We start from the raw sequence: 14,210 nt of genomic DNA on the forward strand, positions 1-14,210 counted from the left end.
AAACGCAAGCACTATTCTATTCCTGATCAGGGGCATTTCTTTTTATTGAAAGTTATGCCAGCCAACGTGTGTATACGCCAAATGATACCGATTTCCGCGGTTTTACCGACTAAGGTTCCGAAAGACGTTTCATCTGTACGCTACTAAACTGAAGAGTAGCGGGTTTGGTCGGGCTAAGCTCCCGCTTGGGCCAACCTATCTGCTGATCAATTTTCAGCTCCGGATTAATCTGGTAAAGCACTAGTTCTGGGGAGCTGAGTCAGTTTAGTGTTGAGCGTCTGGGTAAGTTTACACTGAGTTGAAAGCTCGATAAATAGTCGAAAATCGTATTCCTAATGGCTACTTACTCGTTTATACAGACCTTGCCCCATCATGCATCACCCGCTGATTATCAGCGACGTGTAATTCCGGATTTGATCTCCATCTGGCTAGGAGAGTATGACCACCTGACGTCGGACAACGACGTGATCGAAACCCGTTCCGGTACGTTTTCCTATCTGTTTGATATCGCGTGCAGCCGACTCATTGCGGCCTGGGGATTCAGTACGGGAAAGAATATGGAACCGCGTCCCAAAGCACGCATGGCGGATGCGCCACTCGGTGGCGGACCGCTCTATCATCGGGGCCATGCTATTCCGCATACGCTTGGTGGGCCAACGGATATTAACCTGGTTCCTCAGTTGGGTTCGGTGAACGTCGGCCCGTTTCGGGCGCTTGAACGAGAGGCCGTTGCTACACCGGGCGCGCTATATTTTACCTACTGGATTTATCGGGCTCAAGATACGGATAGCCAGCGGCCTCTCTGGGTCGAACAGGGACTGAGCAAGCCCGGTATGCCACTCGAAGTACGCAGACACCCAAACTGAGCAGGTTTATGCCCACGCGTTTCTGAGCTATTTCTTGAACGACAGCGCCTTTACCGGCTGAATCCGGCTGATGATAAACGTCGATAACCAGAGAACAAGCGCAATAAGTACCACGGCTGCGCCATTCAGCGCCAGAATGGTTGGCCAGTCCCAGACAATGGGAACGTAATTCATAAAATAATTTTTGGGGTCGAGCGGAATCAGTTTGAAGCGATCCTGAATGAAGCAGAGTCCCAACCCGACCACATTGCCGATGAGTAATCCCCAACCGACCATGTTCAGACCAACAAACAGGAACATGCGCCGGATGAGCGGGTCCTGACTACCCAGTGCTTTCAACAATCCGATCATCGGCGTTCGCTCCATCATCAGGACCAGCAGAACCGATACCATGTTGAAGGAAGCCACAAACGTAATCAGCGCCAGCAGGATCACCATATTTCGGTCGAGCAGCACCATCCAGTCGAAGAGCGGTCGATACTGATCGGTGACGCGGGTCAGACGCATGTCGGGAGCCATCACGTCGAAGATCGTATTGGCCGTTTGGTTCAGGCGCTTGAAGTCGTTCACAAAAATCTCGTAGCTGCCTACCGAATCGATTCCCCATTTGTTCAGGCGCTGAATGAGTCGAATGTCGCCGAGGGCAATGGTCTTGTCCACCTCTTCCAGCCCCGTTTCGTAGATGCCTACTACGGTCATTTTGCGGGCGCGGGGCGGATTGCCAAGAAAGTACAGCGGAATCGTCTCACCGACCTTAACCTTTAGCTGATTGGCCATGTACTGACTGATCATCAGCTGCGTTGATCCGTTGCCGGTATCAGCGCCAACGGTTGGCACCGTACCAGCCACGAGCGATCCCTGAAACAGGTTCCAGTCATAATCCTTGCCTACCCCTTTCAGAATTACTCCCGTCAGCTCTTCGCTGGTTTTTAGAATACCGGCTTTTAACGCGACGGCCTGGATATGCTTGACGCCCGGAATGTTGGTACTATCACGATAGAGTTGCGTATTGAGGGACAGGGGCGTTTCCATATACGAATTGTTATTCGTGAATTTGCCAGCCTGCAAATGGGCTCCGAATAGAAAAATCTTCTGCTGAATATTGTTTTTGAAACCGAACAATACCGCAAACGCAACGATCAGAATGGACAGACCAAGTGCAATGCTGACAACACCAACACGAGTGACAGTCGCAGAAAAACTGCCCTCAGGCGCGTTTCGTACCTTGCGGGCTAGAAAGATGGGAACGTTCAAAGCGGGTTTCTATTTAGGGTTCACGGTTTGTGTGTTTGCTGCTACTGTTGTAGACTGAACACCGGGAACCGTTCTAGTTCGATGCGAAGCAATACGGGTTGATACGCAAAGTACAGCACAATCTACGTGTATTGGTATTGTATGTAACTGCAAAGCTAACGGACAAGTCGATGAACTGGCACAAAAAATACAGCAGAGGCCAGTCGTTGACAAAGTTTTGCGCGTTGTCAACGGTTCACATGCTAAAAAGTGTGAGTTTTGCAGGACTTGCTTTTACCATACAGTCATGACTTTATTTCGTAACGTCCGTACTATCTTCCTCATCGCTTTCAGCGTGATGAGTATTGCTTGTCAAGCCCAGACCTCGTCCGTATCGTCCGGACCCATACAGACGGGTGCTGATCAGATGGCCCTTTACCTGCCTGCCTTACAGGGAAAGCGCGTTGGCATGGTTGTCAATCATACGTCGCGGATCGGCACATCGCATCTGGTCGATAGCCTGATTGCCCGAGGGGTGACGATAAAAACAATCTTCGCGCCGGAGCACGGTTTTCGGGGGGAAGCCACCGACGGTGAAAAAATTAGTAACAGCCGCGATCAACGAACTAACGTGTTCATCACTTCTTTATATGGTCAGAACCGAAAACCGTCGCCTGCTCAGATGGATTCGCTGGATGTGGTCATTTTCGACATTCAGGACGTAGGGACGCGGTTTTATACGTACATCAGCACCATGCATTATGTTATGGAAGCCTGCGCGGAAAACAATAAGCCCCTCATTGTTCTTGATCGTCCGAATCCCAACGGACATTACATCGATGGGCCGGTGCTCGACCCGAAATTTAAATCGTTTGTCGGTATGCACCCCATACCGGTGGTTCATGGATTGACCGTTGGCGAGCTGGCCCGGATGATCAACGGCGAAGGATGGCTGGCCGGACGTAAAACCTGCCCGCTGACGGTAGTGCCCGTCAAAAACTACACCCACCAGACGCCGTACGTGCTGCCTGTCCGCCCGTCGCCGAACCTGCCGAATCAACAGGCGGTATTGCTGTATCCGTCACTCTGCTTTTTTGAAGGAACGGTGGTCAGTGTCGGGCGTGGGACCGATAAGCAATTTCAGGTCATCGGTTCGCCTTACACCCAATATGGAGCGTACACGTTTACCCCGGTCGATAAACCCGGTTCCATCAATCCACCGATGGAAGGCCAGCTTTGCTACGGCCTGGATCTGTCGACAGTCAGTATCTCGAAGAAACAAATGATGCTGGATTACTTCTTCGACTTTTATAAGAAAGCCAGCGATAAAAGTAAGTTTTTCCTGGCTAATGGAGGGATTGACCGACTGGCGGGAACCGATCAACTTCGCTTGCAGATGATCGCGGGCGTGTCGGAAGCCACCATCCGAAAAAGCTGGCAACCGGCCCTTGGCGCTTACAAACAAACCCGGGCGAAGTATTTGCTGTACCCGTAACGTGTAGGACAGGATTTGCAGGATGAGCACGGTTTCTGGGTTCGTAGCGCACTGTCCATCCCGTAAATCCTGTCTGAAAAGAAGCATTCCGGTAAAGGTTGTCTCAAAAAATGACCTAACTTTGCATTTTAGAGACCCATCATGGCCACTGAACAGATTCTGATTCTGGATTTTGGTTCACAGTACACCCAACTTATTGCCCGTCGGGTGCGCGAACTGAACGTTTATTGCGAAATCCATCCATACAATCACATCCCAACAATTACCGCTGACGTTAAGGGTATTATTCTTTCGGGTAGTCCGTCATCCGTCCGCGACGCTGATTCACCTGAGGTGCATCTGGCCGCTTTCCGGCACAAATTACCGCTTCTGGGTGTGTGCTACGGTGCTCAATTGCTGGCGCATACCAGCGGGGGCGAAGTGAAGGCATCCGCTATTCGGGAGTATGGCCGGGCTAAACTAGGCACCGTCAACACCGATAGTCCGCTGATGCAGGGCATCGATCCGCATTCGCAGGTCTGGATGTCCCACGCGGACACGATCACGAGTGTTCCCGACAATTTCAAGATCATCGCGTCTACGGATACCGTTCATGTGGCTGCTTTTCAGGTTGACGGTGAAGACACCTACGGCATCCAGTTTCACCCCGAAGTGACGCACTCGCTCCAGGGACAAAAGTTGCTCCAAAATTTTGTGGTTGACATTTGCGGCTGCTCCCAAAACTGGACGGCAGAGTCATTCGTAGAGACCACCGTTGCTCAGTTGAAGGAGAAAATCGGTACGGATAAGGTCGTACTGGGTTTGTCGGGCGGGGTCGATTCGTCCGTAGCGGCCATGCTTATCCATCAGGCCATTGGCGAGAATCTGTATTGCATTTTTGTCGATAACGGTGTACTCCGGAAAGATGAATTTTCCGGCGTTCTGGAATCGTACAAAACGCTGGGGCTGAACGTTAAAGGAGTCGATTCCAAGGAGCAGTTCTATACAGCACTCGCTGGTCTGAGCGATCCGGAAGCCAAACGCAAAGCTATTGGTAAAACCTTCATCGATGTATTCGATCATGAAGCGCATCTCATCGAGGGTGTGTCATGGCTTGGTCAGGGAACCATTTATCCCGACATTATCGAATCGGTTTCGGTGAAAGGTCCTTCGGCCACGATCAAATCGCACCACAACGTGGGTGGCTTGCCCGACTTTATGAAGTTGAAGGTAGTAGAGCCGCTCAATACACTATTCAAAGACGAGGTGCGGTCGGTTGGTCGCACGCTCGGTTTGCCCGAAGCTATTCTGGGCCGTCACCCGTTCCCCGGTCCTGGTCTGGCCATTCGTATTCTGGGCGATGTAACTCCGGAGAAAGTAGAGATATTGCAACAGGTTGATGCGTTGTTCATCGATGGTCTGAAGCGCGAAGGCTTATACGACAAAGTATGGCAGGCCGGAGCCATGTTGTTACCCGTACAATCGGTTGGTGTCATGGGCGACGAGCGTACCTACGAACGGGTTGTTGCCTTGCGGGCTGTAACGAGCATCGACGGTATGACCGCCGACTGGGCTCATCTTCCATACGAGTTCCTGGCCGATATTTCCAACGAAATCATCAATCGCGTCAAAGGGGTCAACCGGGTTGTTTATGACATCTCATCGAAGCCCCCCGCAACCATTGAGTGGGAATAAATTGAGTGTTTACGGTTGAATTAATTCGATGCAGAACGTCCAGTACTAGCCAGTGCTGGACGTTTTTTTTGCTGACATATCGGTAAGAGTCGGTAGTAGGAAGTCTGATTTTCAGATTTTACGAGAAATGTGGCTATTATATAGAATCAGTACTTAGCTTTGCAATTAAGAATTAATATAAATAGAAATAAGGAATAGCGATTGTACCCGTGACTATTGCTGGTAGCACATCTAACGACTGGACAAGCCGACGATGACAGGAAAAAAACTAATTGGGAAAATTCACCTCTGGCTCGGACTCTCATCCGGACTGATTGTCTTTATAATTAGCGTTACGGGTTGCATACTGGCTTTCGAGCAGGAGATCAAGAATGCAACCCAGTCGTATCGTTTCGTGCAGCCACCAGTCGGGGGGAAGTTGCTGCCACCCTCCATATTAAAAGCGAAGGCTGAAGCCGCTCTGCCAGGAAAAACGGCCAATGGCGTTCTCTATGAGGAAACCGGCCGAAGCGCAACCGTGGGCTTTTACAACGCTGATCCTGAGTATTATTATGTCGTCTACCTGAACCCCTATTCCGGCGACGTACTGAAGGTATGGGACGAGGACGAAGACTTCTTTCATTTCATCCTGCACGGGCATTATTACCTGTGGTTACCCGAAAAAATCGGGCAACCAGTCGCGGCATCAGGTACACTTGTTTTTCTGTTTTTGTTGATCAGCGGACTGATGTTGTGGTGGCCAAAAAACAAAAGTGCCGCTAAACAGCGATTCAGCATCAAATGGAACGCGGCCTGGCGCCGGAAAAACTACGACCTGCATAATGTACTGGGCTTTTATGTGCTGGCTGTTGGTCTGGTGTTTGCCGTAACGGGCCTGGTGTGGGGCTTTCAATGGTTTTCGAAAGCGGTCTATCGGGCCACGGGCGGCACCGGATCGGTTGAGTACGTGATACCGCCGTCCGATACGACTGCTACGCCTATTGTGGCATCGGTGGCAACGGGCGTGGACCGAATTTGGCTGAAACTTCGTCGGGAAAATCCGACCCAGCAGGGGATCAATCTTTCCTTCCCGAAATTGCCCGGTGAGTCAATTTATTCGTATGTCAATTATCGGCCCGGTACGTATTACAAAGTTGACTACCACTATTTCGACCAGCGTACGCTGAAAGAACTTCCGGTTGACAGCCCTTACAGTGGCAACCACGATAACGTGACCATAGCGAATACGCTTCGGCGGATGAATTATGACATTCATGTCGGCGCTATCTGGGGACTGCCCGGTAAAATTCTGGCGTTTTGCGCCAGCCTGATCTGCGCCAGCTTACCCGTAACAGGCATGCTAGTCTGGTGGGGCCGCCGGAACAAGAAAAAACCAGTGAGCCGCCAGGTGCGCGTTCGTTCGATGGCGTAGTATGGATAACAGCATGTTGACGATTGCGGGCTGTAAGCTAAAAAACCAGCTGTACCTGCGCGGTTTTGGCCGAAAGATTTCTCAATTTTAGGCGTCAATTCTAACACCTTTACGATAATGACAACGACACGCATTAACCGGATACTTGCCCTGACACTCGCCGGGGTTCTGATGACCATGATGGCATGGGCGCAAGGCGATAAAGCGAATCGGCCAAGCCCACCTGCTGTGGCTAGCGGAAAAGTAAAAGATGCTACCATCACCATCAATTACAGTAGTCCATCCGTGAAAGGACGTTCAGTTTGGGAACCAAGCGGTAAACTGGCTCCCTACGGTCAGGTTTGGCGCGCTGGTGCGAACGAAGCAACGACCTTTGAGACTGACAAAGCTATCAAGGTAGAGGGTAAAGAATTGCCCGCTGGTAAGTACGGTTTTTTTGCGATTCCCGACGAGAAGGAGTGGACCATCATTTTTAACAAAGTGCCGAATCAATGGGGTGCGTTCAAATATGATCAGGCGCAGGATCAGCTTCGCGTAACAGCCAAGCCGAAAAAGTCAGCACAAATGAATGAGAAACTGGTGTATGATGTAACCAACAAAGGCGTCGTACTAAAGTGGGAGAACGTTGAAGTACCCATTGCTATTCAATAGGGGAGCTGAGTAATCCGCTCATGAAATGGCACAAATGCTACCAAAAGAACTGTGCTTTTTTACCTTTATACCGTCCGGATCAGCGTGTTCGCTAGTTGATAACAGCTCAGTAATTAGTTAACCCACAAAGAAAAAGCCTCCACCAGATCGGTAGAGGCTTTTTCTTTGTCTTAGCAATTTGTGAGTAGATCATCATCAGTCAACAGGTGAGTGACGATCTATTCTATTACAGACGACTAGTTAAACTTCAGCGCGTCTTCGGCCTTGTTGATGCCTGACTTTGCTGCGTCTGCTGCGTCATCTACCGTATTGTTGTACGATGATTTCGCTTTTTCTTTGTTGTATGTCGACTGCGCATCGTTTTTATACTGATCAAACTTCTGTTCGGCCTTATCGGCATACTGATCAGCTTTGTTTTCGACTTTGCCTACCAGGCTATCAATTTGTGATTTCACCTGCGAAACGCCATCTTCCCACTGACCTTGTAGATCGTTGGCACGTTGCGTTAATTTATCGCGGGTTTCTTTACCACTGCGGGGAGCTGTTAAATAACCGATAGCTAATCCTGCCAGTACTCCTTTAAGAAAACTCATAATTTTGGTTGTTTAGATTCATGTTGGGATTACCTCTATTCCATAAAAACTATGCCATAGACATAGCTAATCGCTATGTTTCTGGTAAACAACTGGTTAGAAATTACTATGCAGTATAGTCAAGCTTTCTTATGTCGTTAAATGAGTAGTTTATTCCACAAGATAGTAGTTGATAATGCGCGGAGAGTTCCAGCACATGTCAAAGCAAAGCCGGTCACCAAACGGGCAGACCGGCTATAAACAGCGCTGGTGGGCCTATAGTTGATAGACCCACCAGCTTAGAAAATGGTGCCAACTAGTTTCTTATCGTTTCTCGGCAAGAACCTCGCGAATGTCGTTGATGATTTTTCCGGCCAGATGATCGGCAGTAGCCAGCGTGTCTGACTCGGAGTAGATACGAATGATCGGTTCAGTATTCGATTTACGTAGGTGAACCCATTCTTTATCGAATTCAATCTTCACGCCATCGATCGTGTTGATCGGATTTTTGGCGTATTTAGCCTGGATCCGGTCAAGCACTGCATCAACATCAATGTCGGGGGTCAGTTCAATTTTGTTTTTGGAAATATAGTAGTTCGGATAGGTTCGTCGCAGCATAGAAGCCGACTTACCCGACTTTGCCAGGTGCGTCAGGAAGAGCGCAATGCCTACCAGCGCATCGCGGCCATAATGGAGGTCTGGATAGATGATACCCCCATTGCCTTCGCCACCAATCACCGCGTCTTTTTCCTTCATCATGTCGACCACGTTGACTTCGCCAACGGCTGAAGCAAAATGCTGTCCGGCATATTTTTGCGTGATATCACGCAGAGCAACGGTACTCGATAAGTTCGATACAGTGTTGCCCGGTTTGCGCTTCAGCACGTAATCGGCAACGGCCACCAGTGTATATTCTTCGCCGAACGGCGAACCGTCTTCACAGATCAAGGCAAGCCGGTCAACATCGGGGTCTACCACAATGCCAAGGTCAGCATTCCCTTTTTCCATTTCCTTAATAATGTCCCGAAGATTTTCGGGCAGCGGTTCTGGATTATGCGCAAAATTGCCCGTCGGTTCGCAGTGCAGCTTCGCCACTTTCTCTACGCCCAATGCTTCGAGCAACATCGGAACCGCAATCCCCCCCGTCGAGTTGACGGCATCGATGATGACCCGAAAATTGCGGGCGGCAACCGCATCACGATCAACGAGGGGAAGTGCCAGAATCAGATCGATGTGTTTCTGGAGCCAGCTTGTATCAGCGCGGTACTGGCCCAGTTTACGAGCTTCGGCAAAATCAAACGATTCATCATCCGCAATTGCCAGCACTTCGGCTCCGTCTGTTGCCGATATAAATTCGCCCGCTTCATTGAGAAGCTTGAGCGCATTCCATTGTATTGGGTTATGACTGGCGGTAATGATAATTCCACCCGACGCGCCTTCTGCTGTTACGGCAAGTTCAACGGTAGGTGTCGTTGAGAGACCCAGATCAATCACATGTAAACCAAGTCCCTGTAGGGTTGCGGTTACCAACTTCGATACCATTTCGCCCGACAGGCGACCATCACGACCAATTACAACCGTTTGTTTATCTGTGTTACGTTGCCGGAGCCACTGCCCAAAGGCAGCTGTAAATTTAACCACATCCAAGGGCGTCAGTCCGTTTCCGCTGCGCCCTCCAATCGTTCCTCGTATCCCGGAAATAGACTTAATTAATGCCACGTTGAAGGGTCTGATAAGAATTCTGATAACTGTGCAAAGATAAGTTTGATGGAGTAAGGGGCAAGGGGCAATAGTGTAAGCGCAAAAAAACTTTGCCCCTAGTGCCGACTCACAGCTGGTCAGGCAAATAGTAGCTCCGATCGCAGGGTCGAGTTTGCCCGCCCCGTAAAGGTACCACTAATTGGAGCGGCTAACTCCGGTTTAGCCGTCGAGGTCAGAAATATGTGCCGATTGACCACTAGTGACCCTTCGGTTGGGTCGAAGCCCCGCCAGCCAGCGCCGGGAAGATACACCTCCACCCAGGCGTGTAGCTGGTGCTCCTGCTGTGGATTTCCGAACAGGTAACCGCTCACAAAGCGGGCGGCAATACCCAGACTCCGACAGGCAGCCATGAACAGTGTGGTATAATCCCGGCAGGAGCCTTTGCGCAGGGTGAGCGTCTGTTCCGGTGGAAAAGGAGCCCCTACTTCCCGAATCTCGTATGTGAACTGCCGGATGGTCTGATTCAGCATCATCAGAAAACCCGTCGTTCGCCAGCCTGCTTTCGCGGCTATCTGTTTGGCCCAGTCTTCTATTCGGGGCGTCACGCCAACCCGCTCCATGTATGGTTGTAACAAATCCTGCTCATATTTCGGATACCGAAATGGCACCTGCTGCGTATCGAAGGGGAATAAAACGAAGTCGAATGAATTGAACTCGTCGGACTGGAGCGTTATCTCGGCCGTTACGTGCAGATGGTGCGTCGGGTGGCTAAAATAGGCTAACTGCTGTACATTGCCTTCTACGTCGATATTCCGGACAACGCGCGACGGCTTTGGGTCGATACTCAGTTTGTATTCCTGCAACCGTTGATAAGGATACGTCCGGGGGTACAGATACAGCGTTTGAGGGCCTAATGCAACCGGACTATCATAGGTGTATTCGGATTCGTGCCGGACGTGGAGAAGCATGTGCTGGAATGATGACGTATACCAGTCGATTGTAGTTTACTACCAGATCAACAGATATACGTCACCACGTAGAAGTGGTTATACATTTTTAACCGAACGTACTTTCTCGAAAATTGGGTCCATCCAGTCAGTAGGTAATTTTCGGACAGAGTTGCTGAGTAGGGCACTCCACTGGTGCGACACTTCGTCCATGTCCTCCTTTTCCAGCCGGTATTCGGTCATGTGGAAGCTGTCTTTGGGATAAATGACAACGTCTAATGGATAATCTACGTCGTTGGCGCTGACTCGGGTGGCATCGAAAGCCAGAAATCCGATTTTTAAGGCTTCGGGGAGACTGGTTTCATAGGACAGGTTTCGAAACAGAAGTGGTTTTCCGTAGCCCGAATTACCGATGATCTTGAACGGCGAGCCCTGATCGACCTCAACCCAGTTACCTTCGGGATACAACATAAACAGTTTATGTTCCTCGTCGTCCTCCAGCTGACCACCAACGATGGCATTCAGATTGAAATTCAAACCGCTAGCCGTAATTGATTCTTTATCTTCCTGCGCAACGCGCTTGACCTGTTCGCCAAAGGCATTGACGGCCTTGTACAATTTATTGAACGAGCGATCCTGTTCAGAAATCACTTCTTTGAAGTACGTAATGGCCTTGTCGCGTACGGATCGCAACCCCGATGTCATGATAAACAGGGAGTGATTCTCAACTTCATGAACCGAAATTTTTCGATTCGATGAGACTTCGGAGCCGGAGGTCAACCGTCTGTCGGCGATGGCCACCAAACCCGACGCGACTTTAATTCCTAAACAATATGTCATTATGTACAGTGGGAAAAGCAGGTGCTAAACCCAACAAATATACGGGTTACCCCCATTTTTGTTCGATTTTAACGATTGGTTTTCTCAAAAACTCCCTTTTTACTGCTGGCCGTTACCCGAAAAGCGATGCTGAATCTGGCCATTTACTTTGGGTAGATCGGTTACTTGTCTAGGCGAAACCGTCGCAGCGGGAGTGGCTGCCATTCGTGCTCCTGCTGCACCGGCTGAGCGAAAATCAGCCTGAGCGGTGTCATCTTCGCCATTGGTCGTGCCATTGCCGGGTGTACTGTCTGGGTCAGGCTGGTCGGCAGCCATGATCTGTGCCGTATTGATCAGGTTACCCTGGCCAGTGACGGTAGCAGTGAAGGTTAAGCTTGCTGTCTGACCTGCCGCCAGCTGGCTGATCGAACCCGTTACCGTTGAGCCATTCGCCGTCATATTGGCTGGCAACGAAGTTGCGACCACCTGTAAGCCCGTGGGTAAGTTGTGCAAAACCCGAATTCCAGTGGCAGCCAAGCCGCCCTGATTCGCTACTTTAAGCGTAATGGTAACTGTCTGTCCGGGCTTACCGTTCCGCTGACCAAGCTCTATCGCCAGGCTTAGATCGGCCTTGTTAGAATCAGGCTTGGGTTGATTACTTTGCAGGGCTGGGAGGGGCGTCTGATAGGGATTAGGCGACGAAAATAAAGCGAGTGTCCCTACGGACTTTGTGCGCAGATCGACCATTGCCGCATCATCCTGCCCGTCGCCAGTACCTGAATTTGGCTGGCTGTCGGGATCCAGTCTCGATTGAGCGATCAATTGGGCCGCGTTCGAATAAGTGCCTTCAGCCGTAAGACGGGCCACAAACCGACGTGAAACGGACTGGCCGGGGGCTACGTTGGTAAGATTACCGGTGACAACGCCGTTTGATGCGGTCAAATCGGCCGATGAAACGAAGGTCATGTTGCTGGGTAATCGATTCTGCATTGTAACGGCTCCGGCATCGCAGCCACCTTCGTTGGTAACCGTTAACGTAACCGTGACGGTATCGCCCGGTGCTAGCGTTCGGCGACTGACGGCCAGGGCCAACGACAGATCGGTCATGGCATTACTGATGTACGTGCTGGCGGCATCGGATTGACAACCATACACGGAGTTAATCGCCTTCAAGTAATACGTGCCTACTGCATTCGCCTGAATGGACGAGGTCGTCTCGAAGGTATTCCAAAGGTTTTTTCCTGTATAACTGGACGTTAGGGTAACACTTCCCGGTTCACATAACGACATCGACCCGCTGGTTGTGATCGTCGGTACGGCGGGACGAACAATGCTCGGGACAGTAACCGCGGGCGGAAAAATGACTTTATTCTGGGGGTTGCGTAATCGTGCTGAGTACGTTCCGGCACCAACCGTTAGCCCTTGTGATGTACTTCCCGTGCTCCAGGTATATTCGTACCCGCTGGGTTGCGTTAGTGTCAATTGGTTACCCGTGGCGCAGGAAAGGCTGGTGAGGGGCTGAACTTCAGCGGCATACGGTTGTATCGTCTGCAAATACGTATCTGTAATGGCATTGGCCCATCGTTCGCCCACCTTCGTCTGACCCGTAGGCGAAAAGTGGATACCATCGGGGCGGTCCGTTACCTCGTCGAGATCGGGTCCCTGATAGGTCAGGTAGTTGGCCCGGTTGATGACTGTCTGCTGTGCCGCCCGGACATTCTCGAAGCGACCGCCAACGTAGGAAGACAAGGCAATGATCCAGGCCAGATTGGGTTTGTTGAATTGACGCCGTACCGAATCAATGACGCCATAATGATGCGTGACGATGAGGTCTGTTGCGTTGTTCCTATCATTTTCACCATGTTGCAGCAGCACCGCCCGAATCCCTGTTGAGGGAACGTAGAGATTCATCAGGTTACGCAGATTAGCGTAAGGCATCCGTATGCTGTAGTTAACAAACCAATGATCGAACGGGATATTGGAGGCTGCTTTGTAGTTCTGTTCCATGTTGGTTCCCCCAAAACCGGCATTATAAATCAGGACTGGCACATTGATGCGCTGCACCAGCAGATCACCCATACGCCCCCAGAACCACGACATTTTGGCGAACGGAGATATGCCACTGAATGTAGCCAGCTGGCTGAACACCAGACCGGGGAGGTAGCGGGTATCGGCAGTTTTTTCGTACTGTAGAAATTCGGGCGTAGTCTGGTCAACTGGTACGACGGTTACGCGGTCGTCAACGGCTCCCGCTATGGTTGGACAGTTGTCGTTGCCATTCGAATCGATACAACTCGATCCCTGCGCATTGGAGTGACCCAGAATCGCAAAGACTTCGCCAACGCCAAACCGGTCTACCGCATCCGTTGCTACAACTGCTCCGTTTAATTTGCCCCGCACCTCAAGTTGATACCAGCCTCCCGTGATGGTCATCGTACCATTGAACTGACCATTGAGCGGATTTGTCTGAATGGTTGTCCAGTTGGTTGTTGTGCCCTGTCCGGCTGTACGAACTACGGCCCTGGCCTCCACAGCATCAATAGGTTGGGCATAGCTGCCAGCAATCTGGACAAGGGCTTTGTTGTTATTGTCGCGTTGGACGATCATCCGGCTGACGGGGTAGGTAACATCGATTTGAGCAACAACCTGCATTGGTCCAATGATCCACAACATAACCGTCAAACCCACTAGTAAGAAGGGTTGTACAACTAATTTCATAATGAATAAAGCGCTACACGTTTACTACGAGAAATACTACTTCGTTTGCTAAGGTTATTAATTGTATGTATACCTTATTGGCGAAATAACAACACTACTACTTGTACTATACTCAAATATAGT

11 protein-coding genes are annotated in these 14,210 nt (G+C 50.4%); 5 read left to right on the forward strand and 6 right to left on the reverse strand.

The window, feature by feature from the left end:
- The first annotated feature begins 335 nt into the window (after positions 1–335).
- Complete coding sequence (locus GK091_RS21100; protein WP_164041859.1) at positions 336–866, forward strand: DNA/RNA non-specific endonuclease; 531 nt, start codon at positions 336–338, stop codon at positions 864–866.
- Positions 867–893: 27 nt separating this feature from the next.
- On the opposite strand, the gene GK091_RS21105 is transcribed toward GK091_RS21100, so the two are convergent.
- On the reverse strand, positions 894–2,120 hold the full coding sequence (locus GK091_RS21105) for an ABC transporter permease (RefSeq protein ID WP_164041860.1): 1,227 nt from the start codon (positions 2,118–2,120) through the stop codon (positions 894–896).
- Between the two features lie 286 nt (positions 2,121–2,406).
- On the opposite strand from GK091_RS21105, the gene GK091_RS21110 reads away from it, so the two are divergent.
- From GK091_RS21110 to GK091_RS21125, 4 genes are all read left to right on the forward strand, one after another.
- Positions 2,407–3,594, forward strand: coding sequence for an exo-beta-N-acetylmuramidase NamZ family protein (locus tag GK091_RS21110; protein WP_164041861.1), 1,188 nt, complete (start codon positions 2,407–2,409; stop codon positions 3,592–3,594).
- Positions 3,595–3,735: 141 nt separating this feature from the next.
- A complete protein-coding gene (gene guaA / locus GK091_RS21115) occupies positions 3,736–5,268 on the forward strand; it encodes a glutamine-hydrolyzing GMP synthase (RefSeq protein WP_164041862.1) in 1,533 nt (510 codons plus the stop codon).
- A 253-nt stretch (positions 5,269–5,521) separates the two neighbouring features.
- Positions 5,522–6,679, forward strand: coding sequence for a PepSY-associated TM helix domain-containing protein (locus GK091_RS21120; protein ID WP_164041863.1), 1,158 nt, complete (start codon positions 5,522–5,524; stop codon positions 6,677–6,679).
- Positions 6,680–6,796: 117 nt separating this feature from the next.
- Positions 6,797–7,330: a DUF2911 domain-containing protein gene (locus tag GK091_RS21125; RefSeq protein ID WP_164041864.1), complete on the forward strand. Its 534-nt coding sequence runs from the start codon at positions 6,797–6,799 to the stop codon at positions 7,328–7,330.
- 236 nt (positions 7,331–7,566) lie between these two features.
- Here the strand turns inward: GK091_RS21125 and GK091_RS21130 are convergent, their stop codons facing one another.
- From GK091_RS21130 to GK091_RS21150, 5 genes are all read right to left on the reverse strand, one after another.
- Positions 7,567–7,923, reverse strand: coding sequence for a YtxH domain-containing protein (locus tag GK091_RS21130; RefSeq protein WP_164041865.1), 357 nt, complete (start codon positions 7,921–7,923; stop codon positions 7,567–7,569).
- Positions 7,924–8,226: 303 nt separating this feature from the next.
- Positions 8,227–9,621: a phosphoglucosamine mutase gene (glmM, locus tag GK091_RS21135; RefSeq protein ID WP_164041866.1), complete on the reverse strand. Its 1,395-nt coding sequence runs from the start codon at positions 9,619–9,621 to the stop codon at positions 8,227–8,229.
- 119 nt (positions 9,622–9,740) lie between these two features.
- Positions 9,741–10,571, reverse strand: coding sequence for a transglutaminase family protein (locus GK091_RS21140; RefSeq protein ID WP_164041867.1), 831 nt, complete (start codon positions 10,569–10,571; stop codon positions 9,741–9,743).
- 78 nt (positions 10,572–10,649) lie between these two features.
- Positions 10,650–11,390 (reverse strand): peptidase, encoded by a 741-nt coding sequence (locus tag GK091_RS21145; protein WP_164041868.1) that lies wholly within the window; start codon positions 11,388–11,390, stop codon positions 10,650–10,652.
- Positions 11,391–11,489: 99 nt separating this feature from the next.
- Complete coding sequence (locus GK091_RS21150) at positions 11,490–14,087, reverse strand: sialate O-acetylesterase (RefSeq protein WP_164041869.1); 2,598 nt, start codon at positions 14,085–14,087, stop codon at positions 11,490–11,492.
- Positions 14,088–14,210 lie beyond the last annotated feature (123 nt).

Origin of the sequence: Spirosoma agri (assembly GCF_010747415.1) — a bacterium.
In the GTDB taxonomy this organism is placed as follows: Bacteria; Bacteroidota; Bacteroidia; order Cytophagales; family Spirosomataceae; genus Spirosoma; species Spirosoma agri.

Excerpts from the sequence above, each read along its gene's own strand:
- GK091_RS21150 (WP_164041869.1), bottom strand. The coding sequence starts at position 14,087 with ATGAAATTAGTTGTACAACCCTTCTTACTAGTGGGTTTGACGGTTATG.
- guaA (WP_164041862.1), top strand. The coding sequence starts at position 3,736 with ATGGCCACTGAACAGATTCTGATTCTGGATTTTGGTTCACAGTACACC.
- GK091_RS21100 (WP_164041859.1), top strand. The coding sequence starts at position 336 with ATGGCTACTTACTCGTTTATACAGACCTTGCCCCATCATGCATCACCC.
- GK091_RS21130 (WP_164041865.1), bottom strand. The coding sequence starts at position 7,923 with ATGAGTTTTCTTAAAGGAGTACTGGCAGGATTAGCTATCGGTTATTTA.
- GK091_RS21125 (WP_164041864.1), top strand. The coding sequence starts at position 6,797 with ATGACAACGACACGCATTAACCGGATACTTGCCCTGACACTCGCCGGG.
- GK091_RS21110 (WP_164041861.1), top strand. The coding sequence starts at position 2,407 with ATGACTTTATTTCGTAACGTCCGTACTATCTTCCTCATCGCTTTCAGC.
- GK091_RS21120 (WP_164041863.1), top strand. The coding sequence starts at position 5,522 with ATGACAGGAAAAAAACTAATTGGGAAAATTCACCTCTGGCTCGGACTC.
- GK091_RS21145 (WP_164041868.1), bottom strand. The coding sequence starts at position 11,390 with ATGACATATTGTTTAGGAATTAAAGTCGCGTCGGGTTTGGTGGCCATC.
- GK091_RS21140 (WP_164041867.1), bottom strand. The coding sequence starts at position 10,571 with ATGCTTCTCCACGTCCGGCACGAATCCGAATACACCTATGATAGTCCG.